This window comes from Clostridium paraputrificum AGR2156 (assembly GCF_000424025.1).
In the GTDB taxonomy this organism is placed as follows: Bacteria; Bacillota; Clostridia; order Clostridiales; family Clostridiaceae; genus Clostridium; species Clostridium paraputrificum.
In genome coordinates this window covers 134,991-159,062 of the sequence record NZ_AUJC01000006.1, presented here as the reverse complement: position 1 = coordinate 159,062, position 24,072 = coordinate 134,991, and the positions used below count along the sequence as shown (strand labels likewise).

The following is a 24,072-nucleotide window of genomic DNA, read 5'->3' as shown; positions in this document are numbered from 1 at the left end:
ACTAAAGGTAAGTAAATTATAAAATTACTATCCTTTATTTTGTATTTTTTAATATGAAAATGTAATAATACCTTTGATTTATAGTTAATTGAAATTTTATAATTTACTAGACAGTAAAAAAAGAAAAGATAAGTACCAGGGGGGAACTTATCTTTCTCACAAACAACCAATAATGATTCGGCACAAATCACTATATAATGTAATTATAATCTATGACATATACCAAAAAAAGGTACGAAATTTAATAAAATGGTGTTATTATTTAAAAAAATAAATTAGAGTTAAGTCATATTTAAAAGATAGAGTTATGAACATTGCTTATTAAGAAGATATAAATACATCACCTTTACCCACTATTACGATTCTATAATCTGGCTTTAAAGGTAGTAGATTATATTTATCAGAGTTCTTGGAAAGATGAATTGACTGTAATAAATTTTGATTTTCGTCAAAAAGCTGAATGAAAGCACTATTCTCTTTAGAGATATTTTGAACAATATATTTATTGTCTGATGAAAAGCTGAAGTCAGTTGCTTTATAAACACCTTCTTCAAATATGTTTACAGCAGATACTAGCTTAGGAGAAAGAGAAAGTAATAGTGATAACGAAATTAAGGATATACTTATAATTTTTTTCATAAAAACAAAACCACCTTTCAATGTTATTTTATCTAAGTATATATTTAAATATACAAAGAAGAAGATGAGTAAAGCTAATGGAAAAATAAATTCTAAAAGCTCTGGTAACAGCATCTTCATTTAGAGTTTTAATTCTTTATATAGGAGCATGTCCAACGTTAAACTTACTCTCCAATTTATTTCTATTAATATTTATATATTGTTTTAAATATATAAAGAAATAAACATATATTTATATAAATACATAAATATATGTTTATATAAATATGCAATTAAAATTTTGCCTCACAAGGAGTTTATAAAATGAATTTTGGTGAGGTTATTGTGGAAGATCAAATTAAATCTGATTGAAAGAATTGTAATTTGAAATATAAGATTGATAAGATAACTAATGAGTATATTGAAAAATAATAAATATTGTTAAAAGTTTTAAACTTTGGTATAAGAAGTGAAGATATAGGGCGAGTTTTTGATTCTTGCCCTTTTTTATTAATAAAATATATAATAATCACAAATCTATAATTTTCTTTAATAAAGCAGAAAGATTACAAAATTTTAGATTTATATTCTTCTCCCCAATTCGCCATAGCATCTAAAATAGGTTTTAAACTTCGTCCTAATTCAGTTAATGTATATTCTACACGTGGCGGCACTTCAGCATATACTTTACGATTAACAAGTCCTTTTTCCTCCATATCACGTAACTGTGCAGTTAAGACTTTTTGAGATACGGTTCCAATAGATTGTTTTAATTCACCAAAACGCTTTGTTCCAGGAAGTAAATCACGTAAAATTAGTACCTTCCATTTATCACCTATTAGCATAAGAGTAATTTCAACGGGGCAGTTAGGTAACTTTTTTATCATATTTTCAACTCCTAATTCAATAGTATCCTTTTGGTAACTATAACACATAAATGTGCTTACTTTACAGAAGATATCTATGGAATTATTATAATGACTAAGGGAAGAAAAATCAAATTCTCAGAAGTTTTTATTTGTTTAGGAGGCAATTTACTATGAATGAAGTTGTTAAGTTTTTAGAGGAAAATCCAGTACAATATCTTGCTACTATTGGTAGAGATGGAAAGGCAAAATGTAGGCCGTTTATGTTTTGTTTTGAGCAGGGAGGGAAACTTTGGTTCTGTACTAACAGTACTAAAGATGTTTATAAGGATATTCAAATCAATCCGTATATTGAAATTTCTGTATCTAGTCCATCTTATGCGTGGATTCGCTTGAATGGAAAAGCTATATTTGAAAATAATATGGATGTAAAAGAAGGTTGCATGAATAATCCTATAGTTAAGGGTCAATACCAAACAGCTGACAATCCTATATTTGAGGTATTTTATTTAGAAGATGCTTATGCTGTTATAGCTGATTTCTCAGGTAATCCACCTAAGGAGTATAAGTTTTAAAGTTGTGCACTAACAAAATAGTTTAAAACTGTATTATAATACTCATTATTTAAAAGTGAAAAGATTATAATCAATAAAAAATAAGACATGGAATAGTTCCATGTCTTAAACATTATAAGTATTATTCATAAATTCATTAAAAGGAATTTTCATTTTATCTAATGCTGATTTCTTTTTCTTTACAGCAGTGGAGTAATTGAGATTTTTAAATGTAGCATATTCTCTAACTGTATGTTCTTCAAAGACTACAAGGTTAACTAATTCAAGTTCATCTTTATTTAGCCCTTTAAAAACATGTTTAATAAGTTCAGCATCTATAATTTCTGACTCCTTTTTCTCATAAGGACATTCCTCAGGTTTAAGAAGAGATTCTAAGTCTGTAGAAATATCACCAGAGAGCAAGCCCTCATGGTCATCCCTTTGAGTAGATTTCCTAAGTATATATTTGAAGTTATTTTTTATAGCATTAATAGAATAAGCAACAAATCTATGTTTACTTGTATCATATTTAGCTATGCAGTTAAAAAGGATTCTATAGGATTCACTAATAAGATCCTCCCTTTCATATTCAGGAGCAAATACCTTTTTAGTAAGCCCATATATTATTGGCTTGAATTCTTCAACAAGAATTTCTTGTGCTTCAATATCTTTTTCCTTTGCAAGCTTCACTAAAGATTCAATATACTTATAATCCATAAATATCACCTCTTTTATTATATATGCAATTGGTGCATATATCACATTTTTGGGCGTTTTTTAAGGCTTAGAAAAGTATAAAATTTTAAACTAAAGTTATTAATATATTTTCATATTAAAAAGCTAGAAAATAAGGATAATGCCAGTTTGAATTTGAAGTGGACAAGCATCTAAGAATTTAAGCAGATTACTATGTATCTTTCTTTCAACAAAGATAGGTATATTTTATATCAAGGAGATGATATAGTTAAAATGAAAGTGAGGGTTAATATATGAATGGAAAAATAATATTAAATTTAGCAATTAGTTTAGATGGATACATAGCAGATGAAGAAGGTGGATTCGATTGGATAGTTGGAGATGGTAGTGACACATTAAATACAAAAAATAAAATAGATTTTGATAAGTTTCTAGAAGGTATTAATGTAGTAGTTATGGGGAGAAATTGCTACAATCAAAATTTTCATAATGAATATAAAGATAAAGATGTATATATAGCAACCTCAGATGATATGGAGGATTATGAAAACTATCATTTTATAAAAGGTGATATCTGCAAACAAATAAGTGATTTAAAGGAAGAAGGGAAGAACATATTTTTATTTGGTGGAGGCAAAATGATTGATCCCTTTATTAAAGATGATATTATAGATGAATATATTATAGGGATAATACCTACTATTTTAGGGAAAGGAAGAAGACTATTCCTGGGAAATAATCCTAAAATAGACCTGAAACTTCAGGAGTATTCAGTTGAGGATGGGATTGTAATTATGAGGTATTCAAAGAGAAGTAATTAAGTGATAATAAAGATTTTAGATTAGGAAGTTAGAAAACTAACTTCCTTTTTCTTTTGTATGAAATACTAACATCAAATGTATTCTTCATCACCACTAATCCATTCAACATCTAAAAGTTCTGTTGCATTTAGTATATTTTTATTTGGGAGCTTGTCTGATATAATTGCTCTATATTTTTTCAAGTCATTGATTTTGAAGAATCCAGTCACTTCAAATTTTGAGCTATCTATTAGCAAGATAGTTTCTTTTGCCTTATCTATTATTCTCTTTTTTGAAACAGCTTGGCTAAGGCTTACTTCATATACGTTAAATTCATCAATCCCTCTTGCAGAACAGAAAGCTATATCAATATTAAAATGATTAAGTAATGAATTTTCAATATCTAAGTTAACCACAGAAGAAGAAAAATGTTTTACTTCCCCCCCAGTTATAAAAATTTTCATAGTTGGGTTTCCGTATTCCGCCAACTTTAAAGCTGTATTTAATCCGTTAGTAAAAATTATTAAATGTTCAATATCACATAAAAAGGGACATAGTTCATATACTGTGGTACTAGAGTCTAGGTAAATGCACATTCCAGGTGCTATAAAGTCTTTTGCTAGAGAAGCTATAGTTCTCTTTTTGATTACGTTTTCACTTTCGCGTAAAAATTGAGAAGGTTCTACGGTATTGAAGTTATTTAAAATAATTTCTCCATGTAACCTCTTAACTAGACCCTGCTTTTCAAGAAAAATCACATCTCTACGTATAGTAGAAATACTAGAAAAAGTAATTTTTGCTAAATCTTCAGTTCGAATTCTTTTTTTACTTTGCATAATATTAGTTATTTCCATTAATCTATCTTGTTTTAGCATAAAACTCACCTACCCTTAAATTTATATATTAAAATTAGCACAAATTTGAACAAAATTGAACTTTTATTTGTTAATATTTGAAGAATTTTCAACATTATGTTCATGTATTGAAACAGTAAGTTCAGCCTTAGTATAATGAACTTGTAAAAAATAACAACATTTATTGATAAGGAGAAGTGATATGGGTAGTGTGTTAGCAGTTGACTTGGGGGCTTCATCGGGAAGAGGTATTTTAGGAGAATTAAAGGATGGAAAAATAAATTTAAAAGAAGTAAGTAGATTTCCCAATAAGCCTATTTATAAAAAAGGGATTCTAAGTTGGAATACAGATTATTTATTTTCTGAAATTAAAAAAAGTGTAATTGAAGCAAAAAAGTTTGATGAAGTTGAAAGTATTGGAATTGATACTTGGGGAGTAGATTTTGGCTTACTAGATGAAGAGGGAAATTTAATTACTTTTCCAGCAAATTATAGAGATAGTAGGACAAAAGGTATTTTGGAAAGAGTATCTAAACTATTTTCTCTAGAAGATCTTTATATGATTACAGGAAATCAAATAATGGAAATAAATACTCTGTTTCAATTATTGGCTTTAAGAGAAAAGAATCCAGAATTATTCTATCAAGTGAAAACGATTTTGTTAATTTCTGATTTATTTAATTACTTATTAACTGGGAAAATAGCTGCAGAATGTAGTATTGCATCAACAACTCAACTTACTAATTCTTATACAAAAGAATGGTCAGAAAAGGTTTTAGATAATTTCGAATTATCTAGACATATGTTTCCTAAAATTGTTAAGGAGGGAAATTTTCTTGGAACAGCTAAACCAGAACTAGGGTTAGGTGATATAAAGGTTATTAATGTTTGTCAGCATGATACAGCTAGTGCTGTTGTAAGTGTTCCTTCTGAAAAGGAATTTTTATTCATTTCTTGTGGGACATGGTCTTTGATTGGGACTGAACTAAAGGAGCCTATATTAAGTAAAGATGCAATGAAGTTTAATCTAACTAATGAAAGTGGTCATAGTGGGACAACTAGATTATTAAAAAATTGTACAGGCCTTTGGTTAATACAAGAATTAAAAAGGAATTATGAAGAAGATGGAGTTAACTATTCCTATGAAGAAATAGCGAATATTGCTAGTTTGGTTTCTAGTAATAAGTGCTTAATTGATACTGATGATGAAATCTTTTCAGAGCCAGGTGATATGAGAGAAAGAATAGTCTCATATGCTAAAAGAACAACTCAGAGTATACCTAATAAACCAGAAGAATTCTTTAGATGTGCTTATGAAAGCCTAGCACATACATATAAAAAAACAATTGAAGAAATTGAGATTGTTACAAATAAAAAGTTTGAAGAGATTCATATAGTTGGTGGTGGTTCTAACGCAACATTTTTTTGTCAATTAGTTGCCAATATAACAGGAAAAAAAGTTATTGCTGGACCTGGAGAGGCAACTGCCATAGGAAATATTGTTATTCAGTTAATTTCATTGAAAAAAATTAAAGATGTTGCAGAAGCTAGAAAGATAATTTCTAATTCCTTCAATTTGATTACTTTTATGCCAAATATGAAGTAAAGAGGGTGATTGTTTGTTAAAGGGTATTCCAAAGAATATTTCTCCTGAATTATTGAAAGTGTTAATGGAAATGGGACATGGTGATGAAATTGTAATTGCAGATGGTAATTATCCAGCAGCAAGTAATGCAAAAAAATTAGTAAGATGTGATGGATTAAATATACCAGAACTATTAGAAAGTATATTAGCTTTATTTCCTCTTGATGTTTATGTGGATTCAGCAATTAGTTTAATGTCAACAGTAAATGGTGATCCAAAACCTGAGATATGGGAGGTATATAGGAAGATTTTTAATGAAAAAAGTGTTGAAAATAATAATATTACTTATATGAATAGAGAAGATTTTTATGAAAGAGGCAAGAGGGCATATGCTATTGTTGCTACTGGTGAAGAAGCAATTTATGCAAACGTTATCTTAAAAAAGGGTGTTATAAAGTAATTTATATGTAGAGGAGTGTGTAACATGAAAGTATATCCTAAAATAGGCATTAGACCAACAATTGATGGTCGTCAAGGGGGAGTTCGTGAGTCATTAGAAGAAAAGGCAATGAAAATGGCTCAGTCAGCAAAGGAATTAATAGAAAATTCTCTTTGCTATGCAGATGGAACTCCAGTTCAATGTGTGTTAGCAAGTAGAACAATTGGTGGTGGTGGAGATGCTGGAATTGTTCAGCAAGAGTTTACAGGACAAAATATAGTGGCAACATTATCTGTAACACCTAGCTGGTGTTATGGAACAGAAACAATGGATCTTGATCCAAATACAATTAAAGCTATATGGGGCTTTAATGGAACAGAAAGACCAGGAGCAGTTTATTTAGCTGCTGCAATGAGTGGATATGCTCAAAAGGGATTTCCTGCTTTTAAGATTTATGGACATGATGTACAAGAACTAGATGATAACACAATTCCAGAAGATGTTAAAGAAAAAATACTTTCATTTGCAAAAGGAGCTATTGCTGTTGGTCAAATGAAAGGTAAATCTTATGTGAATATTGGTTCTTCGGCTATGGGTATTGCAGGTTCACAAGTAGATGTAAGTTTCTTTGAGGATTATCTAGGAATGTTAGTTGAATTTGTAGATATGACAGAAATTTTACGTCGTATCCATTTAGGAATCTTTGATCAAGCAGAATATGATAAAGCTTTAGCTTGGATAAAAGCTAATTGTCACGAAGGAATGGATATAAATGAGGGGAAGGACTTACCTCATATTATTAAGAAATCAAAGGTAGTTCCACCAGATAAGGATTGGGAGTTTATTGCAAAACAAGCTATTATTATTCGTGATATTTTATTTGGTAATGAAAAACTATCAGAACTAGGTTGGAAAGAAGAGGCTAGAGGTAGAAATGCTATAGCAGGAGGATTCCAAGGGCAAAGACAATGGACTGACTGGCTACCTAATGGTGATTTTACTGAAGCAATTATGGCTTCTACCTTCGATTGGAATGGTCCTAGACAAGTAACTGCTTTTGCAACTGAAAACGATACATTAAATGGTGTTTCAATGTTACTTGGAACATTACTTACCAATAAAGCACCTATTTTCTCTGATGTAAGAACTTATTGGAGTCCAGAATCAGTTAAAAGGGTAACTGGTAAAGAGTTAACTGGAAAAGCTGAAAATGGAGTTATACATCTTATTAATTCAGGTGCATCTGCTTTAGATGGTACAGCAGCTTCAAGAGATAAAGATGGAAATAGAACAATGAAAGAATTTTGGAATATGACAAATGAAGATATTCAGTCATGTTTAAAAGCAACAGATTGGTGTAGAGCTAATTATGAATATTTCCGTGGAGGTGGATTCTCATCACATTTCAAAACAGAAGGAGAACTACCAGTTACATTGATACGAATCAATTTGATTAAAGGCATTGGACCTACATTACAAATTGCTGAGGGATATACTTGTGTACTTGATGAAGAGATACATAAGGTTTTAGATGAAAGAACAGATAAGACTTGGCCTACTACTTGGTTTGCTCCTAATTTGGGAGAACGTGGCTTTGAAACTGTTTATGATGTAATGAATCATTGGGGAGCAAATCATGGTGCATTTGTTCATGGGCATATAGGAGCAGATTTAATTACTCTAGCAAGTATGCTAAGAATTCCAGTTACACTTCACAATGTACCACGTGAAAAGATTTTTAGACCAAGTATTTTTGAAGGAGCAGGAACAAAAGAGTTAGAAAATGCTGATTTTGAAGTATGTAGATTATTAGGTCCATTATATAAAAAATAGAATTGCATTTATGAAAGGCGTGATTAAACATGATAATGGAAAAAGAAAGAAAACAGTTAATCAACTATGGAAAAAAGTTGGTTATAGAAAAGTTAACAAAAGGAACAGGGGGAAATCTAAGTGTTTTTGATAGAAGTTTAGGTCATATTGCTATTACCCCATCTGGAATTGATTTTTTTGAAATGAAAGAAGAGGACATTGTAATTTTAGATCTAAATGGAAATGTAGTTGAAGGAGAAAATCTTCCTTCAAGTGAATGGCAAATGCACTTAAAACTATATAAAACTAGAGAGGATATTGATGCTGTAATTCATGCACATACAATGTATTCTACAGTTTTAGCATGTTTACATGAGGAATTACCAGCAACACATTATATGATTGCAGTAGCTGGTAAAAATGTAAAAGTTGCAAATTATGCTACCTATGGAACAGAAGAGTTAGCAGAAAATGCAGCAAAAGCTATGGAAAATCGAAAAGCTGTATTATTGGCTAATCATGGGATATTAGCTGGATCAAAGGATTTATTAAATGCTTTTAATATCATAGAGGAAGTTGAATATTGTTCAAAAATATATTGTATTTCTAAAAGTATTGGAAATCCAGTAGTTTTATCAGATGATGAGATGAAATTAATGGATAAAAAGTTTGTTTCATATGGTCAACGCAAGGCTAAGGAAGTGAGGTAACACAAAAGATGAGTAAGTACAAAAATGGAGTATTAGTAGTAAGTCATGGTCCATTAGCTGCTTCAATTGTAAGCTCTGCAGAAATGATTGCAGGAAAAATATCTGATGAGAGGTTACAAACATTAATGTTAGAGTTAGGAGCAGATGTAGACTCATTCTATAAAAAAATGAATGAGTTAACTGAAAGTTTATTAGAGAAAAATGAAAAAGTCATTATATTAACTGACTTATTAGGTGGTACACCAAATAATACAGCTTTAAAAATAGCAATAGAAAATGACAGAGTTTCTGTTATAACAGGATATAACTTAATGCTATTAATTGAAGTTTTTTCAAGTATAGATGATGAACTAGATAATAATAATTTAGTTGAAAATGGAAAAGGAGCATTATTAAACCTTAATGGTATTGCTTTAGAAGAGGAGGAAGATGAAGAATGGCTATAGAGTTTACTCGTATTGATGATAGGTTGGTACATGGACAAGTTGTAACTACTTGGTTGAAAAAATATGATATTGAACAGGTTATTATTGTTAGTGATGCTGTGGCATTAGATAAGACTAGACAATCAATACTTAAGTTATCAGCACCAAGTGGAATTAAAATTGTTTTTTTTGATACAGAGAAGTTTATTAGCGTTTTTAATAAAGTTGAAATTAAAAGAAGAACTATGCTTATTTTTACTAATCCAAAGGAAGTTTTTCAATGTATTACTGGTGGAGTAACTATTAAGTATTTAAATGTTGGTCAAATGAGCAAAAATGACACTAATGAAAAGGTTACAGTAGGAGTTGCTTTAGGGGATGAAGATAAATTATATTTCAAAAAAATAATTGATTTAGGAATAAAAGTTGAGATACAAATGGTTCCAAATGACAAAATTACACTTATGGATAAGTTTGTTTAAATAATAAAAAATTATGAAATTAAGGAGGAGATCTAATGTTAACATCAGCAATAATTATCACAATTATAGCAATTATAGCTACAATTGACTACAATGGTCCATTATTAATGCTTCATAGGCCTTTAGTTACAGGTGCTTTGACAGGATTGGCTTTAGGAGATTTTACTCAAGGATTAATTATTGGAGCTACCTTAGAATTAATGTGGCTAGGGGTAACTGGTATTGGGGGATATACTCCACCAGATACAATTTCTGGAGCAATTATTGGTACTGCCTTTGGTATTTTATCTGGTCAAGGAGCTACAGCAGGTATAGCTATTGCTGTACCAGTAGCGGTAGTTACTCAACAACTAGATGTTATAGCAAAAACTGTAGATATTTTCTTTGTAAAGAAAGCAGAGAAAGCTGCTAGCAAAGGAGATATGAGTAAAATTGATTTATATCATTATTCCTGTTTATTAGTAATTGTATTATTTAAGATTATTCCTATTTTTGTTGCTATTTTAGTAGGAGGAGAATATATTAAAGATCTTTTTGATAAAATACCTCCAATAATTATGACAGGATTAAATGTTGCAGGTGGAATGTTACCAGCAATAGGATTTGGAATGTTATTAAATATGATGTTAAAGAAGAAAATGTGGGTATTTTTATTAGTTGGATTTATCTGTTCAGCTTTTGGTGGAATGTCAACTATAGGAATATCATTAGTAGGAGTAGCAGCAGCATACTTGTTTACTAATAATATTACTCCAGCAGAACCAAAGGTTGTAACAGAAGTAGCATCTAACAATATAGAAGAGGAGGAGTATGATCTATGAGTTCAAACAATAGTATTAACAAATCAGATATAAGAAAAATGTTTTTTAGAAGTTTTATGTATGGTGCATCTTGGAACTATGAAAGAATGCAAAATCTAGGATTTCTATATACTATTAAACCAGCTTTAAAGAAGATTTATAAAGATAGTAATCCAGAAGAAAAAGCTGTTGCTATGAAGAGACATCTTGAATTTTTTAATACTCATCAATCAGCTGCCCCATTTATTATAGGTGTAACTTCTGCCTTAGAAGAAAAAGAGAAAAATGAAGGAGCAGACACAATTACAGGTATTAAAGTTGGTCTTATGGGGCCACTTGCAGGAATAGGAGATAGTCTTTTTTGGTTAACACTTGTACCTATTTGTTTTAGTTTAGGTGCCTCATATTCTAAAAACGGAAGTGCTTTTGGTCTGTTCTTGGCATTAATTTTAATAAATGCAATTAATCTTCCTATTAAGTATTTTGGATTAAAATTTGGATATAAGGGAGGAGCAGAATTTATACAAGAAAGTTCTGCAAAAGGAAACTTAGATAAAATAACTAATATGGCTATTGCACTAGGACTTGTATTAGTTGGAGGATTAATTCCTCAAATGGTAGGAGTTAATTTTGCCTTAGAATTTACACAAGGAGATTTAGTTATTTCTATACAAAATCTTATTACTAGCCTAATTCCAGGATTTATTCCAATGGGACTTACACTAGCGATGTATAAATTAATTAGAAAAGGAAAAAATCCAGTAGTTTTAATATTTTCAATGATGTTAATTTCTATATTACTTGCATGGTTAGGAATTTTAGGATAAGGATTGTATAAACTTAACAAATTCAAAATTACAATATGGAGGGATTGACTTGGATATATGGTTTAATGAAAAAGCGAATAATTGGAATGAGGCTATTCCAATAGGTAATGGACATATAGCAGGAATGATTTTTGGTGGGACTATTGATGATAAAATCCAGCTTAATGATGAGACTTTATGGTATAGAGGAAAATGTGATCGAAACAATCCAGATTCCTATAAATATTTAGATAAGATAAGAGAGTTGTTAAAGATTGGAAAAGTTAATGAGGCGGAAGATTTAGTCAAGTTGACAATGTTTGCTACACCTAGGGATCAAAGTCATTATGAATCTTTAGGAGAATTATATATAAATCATGTTGAAAGTCAAGAACCTCATAATCATTGTAGGGGTTTAAGTCTATCAGATGCAGTTGCAAGGACTACTTATGATATTGAAGATGTTCAATATACTAGAGAATATTTCACTAGTTTTAATTCAAATCTTTTATTTATAAGGATGAAATCTAGCAAAAAAGGATCAATAAGTGTAAATATAAATTTAGGAAGACAGAAAAGATTTAGTGACATTATTGAGAAATATGAAAATGATGGAATTATAATGTGTGGCTCAGCAGGTGGCATAAAAGGTGTAGCTTTTAATGTAGGCTGTAGAGTAATAAACACTGATGGAGAAAGTGAAGTTTTAGGAGAAACAATTATAGTTAGAAATGCATCAGAGTTTACCTTATGTTTAACGTCTGTCACTGATTATTGGGAAAGTGATTTAGATATTAATTTAGAATGTAAAAAGATACTAAAAGAAATGTCTTTTCATGATTACGATTTAGAAATAGAGAAACATAAGGAGAATTACAAGAGACAATTTGATAGGGTTTCATTAAAGCTTGGAGATGAGCAAAATAATATAAAAAATACTAAGGAAAGACTTGAAAGTTTTAAGAAAAATGCAAATGATTTAGGGCTAATAAAAACAATGTTTGATTATGGAAGATATTTATTGATTTGTTCAAGTCAACCTAACGGCTTGCCATCTAATCTTCAAGGAATTTGGTGTGAGGATTTGAACCCTATATGGGGATCAAAATACACAATAAACATAAATACTGAAATGAATTATTGGATGACAGGCCCTTGTGATTTACCAGAAGTAGAAATTCCATTATTTGAAATGATGAATAAAATGAGAGAGCCAGGTAGGATAACTGCAAAGAAAATGTATGGAGTAAATGGTGTTACTGCACATCATAATACAGATGGCTTCTTTGATACTGCACCTCAATCCCATGCAATTGGGGCTGCAGTATGGCCTATGACACTTCCATGGCTTTGTACACATATATGGGAATATTATAATTATTTTCAAGATATAAGTATTTTGGAAAAATATTATCCATTAATAAAAGAAGTAGTTCAATTCTATGAAGGATATCTTTTTGAATATGATAACTATTTAGTAACAGGGCCATCAGTGTCACCTGAAAATAAGTTTATTACAGAAAATGGCGTAATAGGAAATGTATGTTTATCACCAACTATTGATAATCAAATATTACGTATGTTCTTTAATTGTTATCTAGATATTTGTGAGGTTTTAGATATAGATAGAGATCACTGTAAAAATGTAAAAGATATTTTAGCTAAATTACCACCTACAAAAGTTGGTAAACATGGACAGATACAAGAATGGTTAGTTGATTATGATGAAGTTGAAATTGGACATAGGCATATTTCACCACTATTTGGTTTACATCCTGGTAATGAAATTGACTTAGATAAAACACCAGTTTTGGCTAAAGCAGCTTTAAAAACCATTGAAAGAAGAACTAGTTATGGAAAATATTTAGATGTGAAAAATAGGGAAGAAGCAATAAATAGTTGGCAAACAGCAGGATTGTTTGAAAGCACTAGAACTGGATGGAGCTCTGCTTGGTTAGTTCATTTTTATGCTAGATTGAAAAAGGGACAACAAGGATTTAATGAGTTAGTAGGAATGATAAAAAATACTACATTACCTAATCTTTTCTCAGACCATCCTCCTTTCCAAATAGATGGGAATTTAGGGTTTGTTAGTGGGCTATGTGAGCTTTTAATTCAAAGTCATAACAACAAAATAAAGATTTTACCTGCTATTCCATCTGAAGTTCCTTCTGGAGAATTTGTAGGATTCAGGGTAAGAGGAGGAGAAAAGTTTTCTGTCAAATGGAAAGATAATATGGTTGAAAGAGTTTATATAAAAGGAGAACCAGAGAAAAAAATAACATTTTCTATTGATAAAGAAAAAATGAAGTGTGGAAAAGATACAGTTATTGAAATTGAGTTAGATGAAAATGGAGAAACTGAAGTTACTTTTTAAAATTATTAAAAATATACTTTGAAGGATGTGTATATTAATGAAGAAAAAATTTCATGGTTTAGCAATTTGTATAGTGTTATGTATGATGTTTAATATGCTTTTTAATAGCCGAATTGTATTTGCAAGTCAAGAAGATGAGATGAGAACAAAAATTAGTAATGATTCTCCTTTATTAATAGAACCTGTTTATGGGGATACAGAAAATTCACTTTGGTGGGGTAATACATTAAAAGGAGCATGGAATGCGATACCTGATGATGTAAAGCCTTATGCAGCAATAGAATTACATCCAGCTAAAGTCTGCAAACCAACAAGCTGTATTCCAAAGGATACTCCAGAGTTAAGAAGATGGTATATTAATATGTTAGATGAAGCTCAAGCTAATAATATACCAGTTTTTCTAGTAATTATGTCAGCTGGTGAAAGAGATACAGTTCCACCAGAATGGTTAGAAGAGCAATTTAAGAAATATAGTGTGCTAAAAGGTGTAATGAATATAGAAAACTACTGGATATATAATGATCAGATAGCAACTAACAGTGCAAAATATCTAGAAGTTTGTGCAAAATACGGAGCTCATTTTATATGGCATGATCATGAAAATTGGTTTTGGCAAAATGTAATGAGAAATGAAAATTTTTATAATGCAGCTAAAAAGTATAAAAAGAATCTTGTTTTAGCTACAAAAAATACTCCTATTAGAGATGATGCATCAACTGACAGTATTGTAAATGGAATGTGGTTATCAGGATTCTGTGACAATTGGGGCGCTTCTAGTGATAGTTGGAAATGGTGGGAAAAAAGATATACGAATACTTTTGAACCAGTAGGTAGCAGAAATAGAGATATGCGTTCATACGCCTCTGAACCAGAGTCAATGTTAGCAATGGAAATGATGAATGTTTATACTAACGGAGGAACTGTATATAACTTTGAGTGTGCAGCCTATACCTTTATGGATAATGATGTACCAACACCTGCTTTCTTAAATGGAATAATTCCATTTTTCAGACATGCTATTAAAAATCCAGCTCCTTCAAAGGAAGAAGTAATCAATCGTAGTAAAGTAGTATTTTGGGAAGGTGATGGTGAGATAAATAGCATACCTAATTTTTATAAAGACTTGTATTCAGATGATGAAACAATGCCTTTATATGATACAGGTAGATACAATATTTTACCAGTTATATCATCTAGACTAACTTTAGATGAGGTTAAGAAAATTTTCCCTAATGCAGATATTTTAACAAAAAATAGCCCTGAATTATCATCAAAGGTTAAATATTTAAATTCTAAATATCCTAGTTTATATACAGGAAGTGGATATGCACAAAGAGTTGGAGATAGCTGGTACACCTATAACAGCAATGTTAATATAGATGAAAATCAACAAGTTTCTCTACCAATGTATGTAAACAGTACTAAATCTTTAGATATTGATATGACTGCTCATACTTATGGAATTGTAAAAGAGAAAAAAGATAGCTTAGATATAACTTTAAATAATTATAGAACAGATAAAAGTAAGATGTGGTCTCTTTCAGGCAATTTTGATGCATCACAAAGTTGGAAACAAGGTGAATTAGATTTATCAAATTGGCTTAGTGAAAATTATTGTAAAAATCCAGATGATAATACATTAAGAAAGACTGTTTTAACAATAAATGGGTCTACCAACGCAGAAAAACCTAAAATAAATATAACAGGTGATAAAGATCATTACAATTATACTGAAGAATGGGATAAAGATACTGGAAAGTACACATTGACTATTGACCATAATGGTTACGTTAATGTTTCTTTAGAAGTAACAGGAAATGGACCAAATAAATTACCAGAACCAGATGAGTTTAACCCAGAAGATTTGAATTTGGCTTATGGTAAATCAACAAGTCAAAGTTCAGAAGCATATGGTGCTAGTTCTAATAGGGCTGTAGATGGAATCACAGATGGAGATTATGGAAAAGGATCAGTAACACATACAAATGGTGATTATCCTTCATGGTGGAAAGTTGACCTTGGAGAAACAAAAAATATAGATAGAATTTGTATTTTTAATAGAACTGATTCTAATATGGACAGACTCTCAAATTATGATGTTATTGTTTTAGATGAAAATAATAATGAAGTTTGGAGGGAGCATCAAGATAGCTATCCTTCTCCTATGAGAGAGTATAATTTGAAAAATATTAAAGGAAGATATGTAAAAGTTGAATTAAAAAATAACGGAGTTCCTTTAAGTCTAGCAGAAGTAGAAGTTTATGGTAAACAAGAATCTTTATAGGAGGTATTTTGTTAATGAAAGTAGTAATTGGATCAGATAAAGATGGTATGAAATTAAAAAATTTAATTAAAGAACGATTAATAGACATGGGTTATGAAATTATAGATAAAAGCGAGGTTGCTTCAGTGGATTTTGTAGAATCCACTCTAGCAATTGCAAAAGACGTTCTAGAAAACAATGAGAGTTTAGGCATTGCATTTGATGGTTATGGTGCAGGAAGCTTTATGGTAGCAACAAAAGTAAAAGGGATGGTAGCAGCAGAAGTTTCAGATGAACGTTCTGCATACATGACAAGAGAACATAATAATTCAAGAATGATTACCATAGGTTCAAAAATTGTTGGAGAAGAAATAGCATGGAATATAGTAAAAGAATTTTTATCTGCTAAATATGATGGGGGACGTCACCAAATAAGAGTAGATATGTTAAATAAAATGGCATAAGAAAAAGGGGGAAGGAACAAAATGAAAATTGCTATAGGATGTGATCATATTGTCACTGATACAAAAATGGCAGTATCTGATTTTTTGAAATCCAAAGGATATGAAGTTCTTGATGTAGGAACATATGATTTCACTAGAACACACTATCCTATCTTTGGTAAAAAGGTTGGGGAAGCTGTTGCTAGTGGAGAAGCTGATTTAGGTGTTTGTATTTGTGGAACAGGAGTTGGAATTAATAATGCAGTTAATAAAGTGCCTGGGGTTAGGAGTGCACTTGTTCGTGATATGACGACAGCTATTTATGCTAAAGAGCAATTAAATGCAAATGTTATTGGATTTGGAGGAAAAATAACTGGAGAATTTTTAATGTGCGATATAATTGAAGCTTTTATTAAAGCTAATTATGTAGAAACAGAAGAAAATAAAAGAATAATTAATAAGATTAAGAGTCTTGATGAAAATATGCCTAAGCAAAATGACATACATTTCTTTGATGAATTTTTAGAAAAGTGGAATCGTGGAGAATATCATGATTAAGTAGATAGAGTGAATTATTGCAGCCTAAATTAAAAGAGGAGATTAAAGAAGGATGATTTTTACTGGAAAGAAGAAAGAATATATTAGTCAATTAGTTAATGAAAATAATGTAATTGGAGCTCTTGCAATTGATCAACGTGGAGCCTTAAAAAGAATGATGGGAAAATTTCAAGAGGATGAAGTTGCAGAAAGTAAGATTAGTGAATTTAAAAAAATTGTTTCTTCAGAATTAACAAAATATGCTTCTTCAATACTTTTAGATCCTGAATATGGATTAGATGGAGCTAAAGTACGTGATAAAGATTCAGGCTTATTATTGGCATATGAAAAAACAGGGTATGATGCTAAGGTTAAAGGAAGATTACCCGATCTTTTATCAATGTGGTCAGTAAAACGATTAAAAGAACAGGGTGCTGATGCATGTAAGTTTTTACTCTATTATGATGTGGATGAAGATATCAAAATAAACGAACAAAAAAAGGTGTTTATCGAACGAATTGGATCTGAATGTTTAGCAGAAGATATACCATTTTTCTTAGAACTTGTTTCATATGACTCTAATAATGGAGATACATCTACTAAGGAATATGCTTTGAAAAAACCTCATAAGGTTATTGATATGATGAAAGAATTTTCAAATCCTAGATATGGAGTAGATGTTTTAAAAGTAGAAGTTCCTGTTAATATGGATTATGTAGAAGGATATGGCAATGGAGAATTCGTTTATACTAAAGAAGAAGCAATGAAATTTTTCAAGGAACAGTCTGAAGCAACTAACCTACCATTTATTTTCTTAAGTGCAGGGGTAAGTGCAAAGCTATTCCAAGAAACATTGAAATTTGCAAAATTATCTGAATCTAAATTTAATGGAGTTCTTTGTGGAAGAGCCACATGGGCAAATGGTGTTGATGAATTCATTTTAAAGGGAGAAGATTCTGCCCGTGAATGGATGAAAACTCAGGGACGTAAAAATATCCAGGAATTGAATGATGTTCTTAATAAAACTGCCACACCGATTATTATAGATTAGGAAAAAGATTATATAGTAAGGACTAGGAAGTTAGGAAACTAACTTCCTTTTTTAACGTCTAGGGAATTATAAAATTTCTGGAAAATCATAAGATATTTAGGAGGAATATGGAACTGTATGTAGAATTTTAAAGATATGAATGAAATGTTAACAAACAACTTTTAATAGACAGAAGAGTGGGAGATGAGATTTATGATTGAGGCTATGGAACAGCAAATGGTTAACTACATTAATAGCAGGTGGACAAAAGACATAAATAAGAGAAGAGAAGTTGATATTAATAAATTTTGTGAGTGTTTTAGGGTGCTATGTTCAAGTAGAAATTCTACTTTGTGCATAATTACAAGTATTAAAGAAGAAGGATATACCCATAGAAATGAATATGAGTTAAAAGAAAATCTTGCTTGGATATATGATTGGGTTACCAGTGATTGTATTAATAATGTAATAAAAAAATATGAGGAGTCTACAGGTAAAGATACAAAAAAAGTTGATGAATATAAAGCAGAGGTTCCTTTAATAAAAGAATTTCTAGAAAAGCTTAAAGAAGAAGTAATTGAAATAAGCATAAGAAAGTTATTTGTGTTTCATAACGTAAGTGAAGAGGTGTAAGATGATTAGTCCCCAAAGAGCATGGAAAGAATTTGATTCCTTTGAAGAAAAGTTAGAAAAACTAAAGGAGTTTGAGATTATATCCCCTAAGGCAAAAGAAATAAAGACCCTATACTACAAAGGAGCTTATACTGCAGATATTGTAGAATGTGATGTTGTAGGATATGTAGATAAATTTGAAATTATATTAAATATAAATGGTAAATTACATAGTATTATGCCAGAGTGTTTTGTAGATATGCAAAAAAGGGAAAGGTTTATAATTGTTGATATAGAGACTCCTAAAAGTTTTAAACCAAAGGATGGAATAAGAGAAGTAGTAGCAGTTTTTGTGGAAGACTATAGAGTGGTAGATTCTATTCATATTGCAAAGATAACAGATGAAGATTTGTATAAAAAAGGTTATGGACAAGGCCTAGAAGCAATTGAAGAAGATAAAGAGAGTATAGAAAGGTTCAAAGCATTCATATCAAAATATAAATGTCCAATAATAGCTCATAATGCACAGTTTGAAAGAAGTTTTCTAAGATATTGGAAGTGGGTAGATGAAAAACAAAAGTTTTACTGCAGTATGCATAATATAAAGTTAAAAGAGGATTTAGAGAGTTATAAGTTAATTAGCTTATTAAAACACTTTAGAATAAAGAGTGAACAAACACATACTGCAATGGAAGATGTCTTAGACTTACTGGAATTATTAAAGGTAGTAAAAATAGAAAAATGGGTAGAATTAGGTGCATCATCAATTAAAGGAGCTCCAGATAAAGATACTGATAAAAAAGTTAATACTAAAATAAAGTATTTAAGTAAGGAAGAAAAAGAAAATAATAAAAGAAGGCTTGAAGAGGCTAAAAATAATATAATTAAAGACATATTTAATGGCAAGAAGCTTGTTTTTACAGGGGATATGACAAAGGAAAGAAACGAAATGATGGAGTTAGCAATTAAATATGGTGCAACAGCTGCAACAAGCGTAAGTAGTAAAACAGATTTAGTTGTATTAGGAGAAGCTCCTGGAAAAAGCAAAATAAGTAAAGCAGAGCAATTAGGAATAAAAATGATATCTGAAAAAGAATTCTTTGAAATTATAGAAGGAGAAGAAATAGTTTAGGAGGTTAGGAAACTAACTTCCTTTTTTAATATCTAGGAAATAATTTGAAATATAATAAGGTATTTGGAAGGAATATGGAGATATATATAGAATTTTAAATATATGAATAAATTGTTAAAGGTGTAATTAAAAATGGATAAAGAATTTATGAGAAATATAGCAGAAAAAGAGATAGCCATGGGGGTAGATGTTCCCTATAGCAGAGAAGTAGATTACATAACTTTCTCTAGAGTTTTAAAGGATGATAGAGTTGTTGCAAGTTATAAAATGTATTGGCTACTAGCGATATTAGATGAAGTTCAAGAAGGTAATGTTGAAATAGAATTTAGAAAATTAATAACTAGAATGATTGCCTATGCATGGTATCCTATATCAAAATTCAGATTATACTTTGGAGCATATGATAACCTAGGAAAGGTTGTTAATTATATTTCAGATACCTATAATTTGAAGCCAAACATTAATAAAGGTGAATTAATAGATTTTATTTATAATTCTAATGATAAAGAATTAAACAAAATGATAAAAAACTTAACATATAATGTTCCACACAAGTTTTTATCACCATTTTATGATGGTATAGCTAAGGAGCCTCCTCTGAAGACTGTAATGATACTTTCTAAGGAGCATAAGAGATGGATATATGAAATCTATAGAAATAGTGATGAAGAAAACTGTATCAGAATTAGAGAAGGTTGGGATGATTATTTAAAGTATAACTATAAGATGATTCAAGGATGGGTTTATTATAAGTTGGTTTGTTTCTTGCAAAAAAGAAATCCTAATGTTCCTGGAATTGCAATGAAGCTTGAAGCACCACTAAATAGAAAACTTACTACTCAAACAAAGATTTGGACTAGCATTATTGAAAGAAAAAATATCATTGATTTATATACAGGATTACCATTTACAAAGGAAAACTATAAAGAACATGGTAACTTAAGCATGGACCATTTTATACCATGGAGCTTTGTACTTCATGATCAAATGTGGAATTTGGTGCCTACCTTTAAGAATATAAATAGTCAAAAAAGTGATAATTTATTTAATTATGAAGATTATATAGAAGGTTTAGCCCAATTGCAGTATGATGCTTTTTGCTTTGTGGTAGATGAGAAAAGGGAGAATGAAATTGAGGAATATAGGGGGATTTTAAGAGTTCCAGATGCAGTAGCTTTTAAAGGTAAAGGAAGTTATGAAGAGTTCTTTAAAAGGTATAAGGATGGGACATGCCCTATTTATAATATTGCTGCTAACCAAGGATTTAAGGTGGTTAATGGGATTTATATAAGAAGTTAAGTTTCAACAGGAGAAGAATTATGAAGGAATATAATAAGTTGGTTAGAGATAAAATTCCTGAAATTATAAGAACTGATGGCAAGGAATGTGAGATCAGAGTAGCTCAAGGTAAGGAAAAGTATGAATTGCTTGAGAAGAAACTTATGGAAGAAGTTAATGAGTTCTTAGAAGATAAGAATTTAGAGGAACTTGTGGATGTGATGGAGGTTCTTTTTGGACTGGCTAATGAACTTGGATATAGTGAAGAGGATTTGATTAGGAAGAGGGAAGAGAAGAAGAGAGAACGTGGTGGATTTGAAGAAGGAATTATTTTGAAAGGTGTAATGTAGAAAAAAATGTAAGAAAATTTATTTTTACAAATTAGGTAAATTAAAAATTTAATGAAGGGATGATAACATGAGTGATAACATTAAAAAATTAAGGGATATGCTTCTAGAGGGAGCACCAATTCTTTTTTTGGGAGCTGGTTTTTCGTTTGGTAGTAATATTGGAAATGGCAATGCTATACTACCGACAGATTTAAAAGCAGAAATTAAAGAGAAGTTATTACATATTGATGAAAATCATGGTGATATAGAAGAAATTAATAGATATAACTTAAAAGAAATGTGTGAGTTGGCAAAAGATATGAAGGGGCGTGACGAATTAGATGATTTTTTAACAACAATTTATTCTAATGTATATCCACAAGAGCATCATTTTAATTTGATTAAATATCCGTGGAAAAAGATTTATACTACTAATATAGATGATTTAGTTGAAAAAATATATATAAAAAATAAATTACCTATTAAGGTTCAGAATTCAGCTATTGAGAAAGAATATGACTTTGAAGGTACGGAGTATTATAAGTTGCATGGTTGCGTAAGAAACAGAAAAGAGGGATATACATTTACTGACAATGATTACATTAACAGAATCGGGAAGACTGACTATAGATTGCTAGAATTTTCATTCGATATTCAGCGTTATAATATTATTTTTTTAGGAACAAGTTTTGAAGAACCAGATATTGAATATTATATAAATTTATATAAGAATGCTGGATATCAATCGAGAAAAGGAAAATTAATTTTTATAAATCCTAAACCTTCAGCCAAGTTTAAAAGAATGATTAAATCATTAAATGCTGAGCTAATTGAGTGGGATACTAAAGAGTTTTTAGAGTATTTAGCCAGCTTAAATTATAAACCTGAAAAGATTAAATATTTAGAGGGAAAAATGTCTTATGAAGGGTTTCACTTGTTAAAGAGGATAAAAGAAATCTATGAACAAGGGGAATACAATAGTGAATTATATCAGGGTCAAAGTACTAAATGGGAAGATATATTTTATCAATGGGATTTTGTAAATCCATTAGAGAAACAAATTATAGAAGATATAAAGTCTGAAAAATATCTTATAGATGGTACAAATGTGCAATGTATATCAATGGTAGGGCAGTCTTATATCGGAAAAACAACTATGCTAAAAAGATTAGCAGTAGATTTATTAAATGATGGATATGAAGTAATAGAGTTTAAAGGTGAGGAATTTAATATTAAACTGTTAAAAGAATATATAAGTAGCATATCACATGATAAATTTGTATTGATTTTTGATAATGCAAGTCAAAGTTATCCTATAATAGAAAAGTTATTGTTAGATAGAAATATAAATAAGAAATTATTTATATTAGCAGCTTCAAGAAAATATTATCATAATAAAAAGAAATATTATTTAATAGATGATAATAAAAGTTATAAAGAATATTTAATTAGTACAGAAGTAAATTATGAATATGCATTAAATATAGTGAATAAATTAGATGAAAAAGGATATCTAGGATATTTAAGAAGCCAAAGAAGTTTAGATAATAAAATACGATTGTTAAAGAAAGAAAAAGATTTAATAACTTTCATGATAAAATTAACAAATGGCACAGATTTCAAAAACAGTATAAGTATAGAAAGCAAGGAAGCTTTAATGCAAGATAATATTTCAAAATATATAATTGTTACATTAGCTATATTTGATAAATTAGATGTTGACTACTTACCCAATGAACTTTTGAATATTATTTACAATACGAATATAGATATAGTACAAGGAAATAATGATGCTATTTGCAATATGTTAAAGATAGATCGAAATGGTATACAAATCAGAAATGGAATATATACAAAAAATATTTTGGATGCATGTGGAAATCCTTTTAAATTAAAATGTATTTATAATGTTCTTGTAAATATAGCAGGAAAAGTTAATGAAAATAAATATAATAGTTATAGAATTATATTTGAGCAATTAACAAAAGAAGATAGATTAAGAAAAGATATGAATTTTCAAAATGAAGAAATTAAAAAACTGTATTATCAAATTAAAGATTGGTATAATAATATTAGTTATTATTGGCTTCAGCTAGGATTGGTTGAGCAAGCAGATTTAGAGTTTGAAAAAGCACTAAATCATCTTGAGCAAGCTGAAAGTATTCGCCCAGATAAATATCAAATTCAGCATGCACTTGGTAGAAACTATTTAAGACATGCAAATAGTTTAAATGATTTAAGTATCGCTGAACCTATTTTTAAAATTGGTGAACAAAGACTTATAAAGTTAATTGAAGAAAAAGAAATTACTCAGCCACTTGCATATTCAATTAATTGCTATATAAATGAAAAAATTAAATATATAGATAAATTTAATATATCAATATCAAAAGATGAATGTATGAAAATGTTTGATTATATAAAGATAATGGTAACAAAGAGAATTGATGAAGATAATCAATTAGATGTATTGGTAGTTAAAAGATTTTTTGACTTATTAAAAAGTAAAAAAATATATGGAGTGATTAATTTTTCTAGTGGGGATGAGTTTGTTAAAGAGTTTATTTTAAAAAATAGAATAAAAATGGTCTAAAGTTATATTAATAGTATATACAGATATTGTT

The 24,072-nt window shown here is 29.7% G+C and carries 24 protein-coding genes; 20 read left to right on the top strand and 4 right to left on the bottom strand.

The window, feature by feature from the left end; genetic code table 11:
* Positions 1-321: 321 nt before the first annotated feature.
* Positions 322-639, bottom strand: a complete 318-nt coding sequence (locus G594_RS0107510; RefSeq protein ID WP_027098023.1) for a hypothetical protein — start codon at positions 637-639, stop codon at positions 322-324.
* A 545-nt stretch (positions 640-1,184) separates the two neighbouring features.
* Positions 1,185-1,505: a winged helix-turn-helix transcriptional regulator gene (locus tag G594_RS0107505; RefSeq protein WP_027098022.1), complete on the bottom strand. Its 321-nt coding sequence runs from the start codon at positions 1,503-1,505 to the stop codon at positions 1,185-1,187.
* 152 nt (positions 1,506-1,657) lie between these two features.
* Here G594_RS0107505 and G594_RS0107500 point away from each other — a divergent pair, with 152 nt between their 5' ends.
* Positions 1,658-2,059, top strand: coding sequence for a pyridoxamine 5'-phosphate oxidase family protein (locus G594_RS0107500; RefSeq protein WP_027098021.1), 402 nt, complete (start codon positions 1,658-1,660; stop codon positions 2,057-2,059).
* 105 nt (positions 2,060-2,164) lie between these two features.
* Here the strand turns inward: G594_RS0107500 and G594_RS0107495 are convergent, their stop codons facing one another.
* Positions 2,165-2,755, bottom strand: a complete 591-nt coding sequence (locus G594_RS0107495) for a sigma-70 family RNA polymerase sigma factor (RefSeq protein ID WP_027098020.1) — start codon at positions 2,753-2,755, stop codon at positions 2,165-2,167.
* Between the two features lie 272 nt (positions 2,756-3,027).
* Between G594_RS0107495 and G594_RS0107490 the strand changes: the two genes are divergently transcribed.
* On the top strand, positions 3,028-3,555 hold the full coding sequence (locus G594_RS0107490; RefSeq protein WP_027098019.1) for a dihydrofolate reductase family protein: 528 nt from the start codon (positions 3,028-3,030) through the stop codon (positions 3,553-3,555).
* 71 nt (positions 3,556-3,626) lie between these two features.
* On the opposite strand, the gene G594_RS0107485 is transcribed toward G594_RS0107490, so the two are convergent.
* A complete protein-coding gene (locus G594_RS0107485) occupies positions 3,627-4,409 on the bottom strand; it encodes a DeoR/GlpR family DNA-binding transcription regulator (protein ID WP_027098018.1) in 783 nt (260 codons plus the stop codon).
* Positions 4,410-4,590: 181 nt separating this feature from the next.
* Here G594_RS0107485 and G594_RS0107480 point away from each other — a divergent pair, with 181 nt between their 5' ends.
* The 18 genes from G594_RS0107480 to G594_RS0107395 all read left to right on the top strand — a co-directional run bounded on the left by G594_RS0107480 (position 4,591) and on the right by G594_RS0107395 (position 24,041).
* Positions 4,591-5,994 (top strand): rhamnulokinase, encoded by a 1,404-nt coding sequence (locus G594_RS0107480; protein WP_027098017.1) that lies wholly within the window; start codon positions 4,591-4,593, stop codon positions 5,992-5,994.
* A gap of 13 nt (positions 5,995-6,007) precedes the next feature.
* Positions 6,008-6,433 (top strand): RbsD/FucU family protein, encoded by a 426-nt coding sequence (locus tag G594_RS0107475; RefSeq protein ID WP_027098016.1) that lies wholly within the window; start codon positions 6,008-6,010, stop codon positions 6,431-6,433.
* Between the two features lie 24 nt (positions 6,434-6,457).
* On the top strand, positions 6,458-8,245 hold the full coding sequence (locus G594_RS0107470; protein WP_027098015.1) for an L-fucose isomerase: 1,788 nt from the start codon (positions 6,458-6,460) through the stop codon (positions 8,243-8,245).
* Positions 8,246-8,274: 29 nt separating this feature from the next.
* Positions 8,275-8,934, top strand: a complete 660-nt coding sequence (locus tag G594_RS0107465; protein WP_034866107.1) for an L-fuculose-phosphate aldolase — start codon at positions 8,275-8,277, stop codon at positions 8,932-8,934.
* Positions 8,935-8,942: 8 nt separating this feature from the next.
* Positions 8,943-9,380, top strand: coding sequence for a PTS sugar transporter subunit IIA (locus tag G594_RS0107460; protein WP_027098013.1), 438 nt, complete (start codon positions 8,943-8,945; stop codon positions 9,378-9,380).
* Complete coding sequence (locus G594_RS0107455) at positions 9,371-9,841, top strand: PTS sugar transporter subunit IIB (RefSeq protein WP_027098012.1); 471 nt, start codon at positions 9,371-9,373, stop codon at positions 9,839-9,841. The genes G594_RS0107460 and G594_RS0107455 overlap by 10 nt, the downstream gene beginning before the upstream one ends.
* A 35-nt stretch (positions 9,842-9,876) precedes the next feature.
* Complete coding sequence (locus G594_RS0107450) at positions 9,877-10,662, top strand: PTS mannose/fructose/sorbose/N-acetylgalactosamine transporter subunit IIC (RefSeq protein WP_034866104.1); 786 nt, start codon at positions 9,877-9,879, stop codon at positions 10,660-10,662.
* Positions 10,659-11,468, top strand: a complete 810-nt coding sequence (locus G594_RS0107445; RefSeq protein WP_034866101.1) for a PTS system mannose/fructose/sorbose family transporter subunit IID — start codon at positions 10,659-10,661, stop codon at positions 11,466-11,468. Before G594_RS0107450 ends, G594_RS0107445 begins: the two co-directional genes overlap by 4 nt.
* Before the next feature lie 49 nt (positions 11,469-11,517).
* Complete coding sequence (locus tag G594_RS0107440; RefSeq protein WP_027098009.1) at positions 11,518-13,824, top strand: glycoside hydrolase family 95 protein; 2,307 nt, start codon at positions 11,518-11,520, stop codon at positions 13,822-13,824.
* Positions 13,825-13,861: 37 nt separating this feature from the next.
* The gene (locus G594_RS18550) at positions 13,862-16,108 is read left to right on the top strand and encodes a glycoside hydrolase family 98 domain-containing protein (protein WP_051195935.1); all 2,247 of its coding nucleotides are present in this window, start codon (positions 13,862-13,864) and stop codon (positions 16,106-16,108) included.
* Between the two features lie 14 nt (positions 16,109-16,122).
* Positions 16,123-16,551, top strand: a complete 429-nt coding sequence (gene lacA / locus G594_RS0107430) for a galactose-6-phosphate isomerase subunit LacA (RefSeq protein ID WP_027098008.1) — start codon at positions 16,123-16,125, stop codon at positions 16,549-16,551.
* Positions 16,552-16,572: 21 nt separating this feature from the next.
* On the top strand, positions 16,573-17,088 hold the full coding sequence (gene lacB / locus G594_RS0107425; protein ID WP_027098007.1) for a galactose-6-phosphate isomerase subunit LacB: 516 nt from the start codon (positions 16,573-16,575) through the stop codon (positions 17,086-17,088).
* 52 nt (positions 17,089-17,140) lie between these two features.
* Positions 17,141-18,118, top strand: a complete 978-nt coding sequence (lacD, locus tag G594_RS0107420; protein WP_027098006.1) for a tagatose-bisphosphate aldolase — start codon at positions 17,141-17,143, stop codon at positions 18,116-18,118.
* A 192-nt stretch (positions 18,119-18,310) separates the two neighbouring features.
* Positions 18,311-18,730 carry a hypothetical protein gene (locus G594_RS0107415; RefSeq protein ID WP_027098005.1) on the top strand — a complete coding sequence of 140 codons (420 nt, stop codon included), beginning with the start codon at positions 18,311-18,313 and terminating at the stop codon, positions 18,728-18,730.
* A 1-nt stretch (position 18,731) separates the two neighbouring features.
* The gene (locus G594_RS0107410; protein ID WP_027098004.1) at positions 18,732-19,841 is read left to right on the top strand and encodes a 3'-5' exonuclease; all 1,110 of its coding nucleotides are present in this window, start codon (positions 18,732-18,734) and stop codon (positions 19,839-19,841) included.
* 132 nt (positions 19,842-19,973) lie between these two features.
* Complete coding sequence (locus tag G594_RS0107405; RefSeq protein WP_027098003.1) at positions 19,974-21,140, top strand: HNH endonuclease domain-containing protein; 1,167 nt, start codon at positions 19,974-19,976, stop codon at positions 21,138-21,140.
* Positions 21,141-21,160: 20 nt separating this feature from the next.
* Complete coding sequence (locus G594_RS0107400) at positions 21,161-21,469, top strand: nucleoside triphosphate pyrophosphohydrolase (RefSeq protein WP_027098002.1); 309 nt, start codon at positions 21,161-21,163, stop codon at positions 21,467-21,469.
* Between the two features lie 67 nt (positions 21,470-21,536).
* Complete coding sequence (locus tag G594_RS0107395; protein WP_027098001.1) at positions 21,537-24,041, top strand: SIR2 family protein; 2,505 nt, start codon at positions 21,537-21,539, stop codon at positions 24,039-24,041.
* Positions 24,042-24,072: the final 31 nt, after the last annotated feature.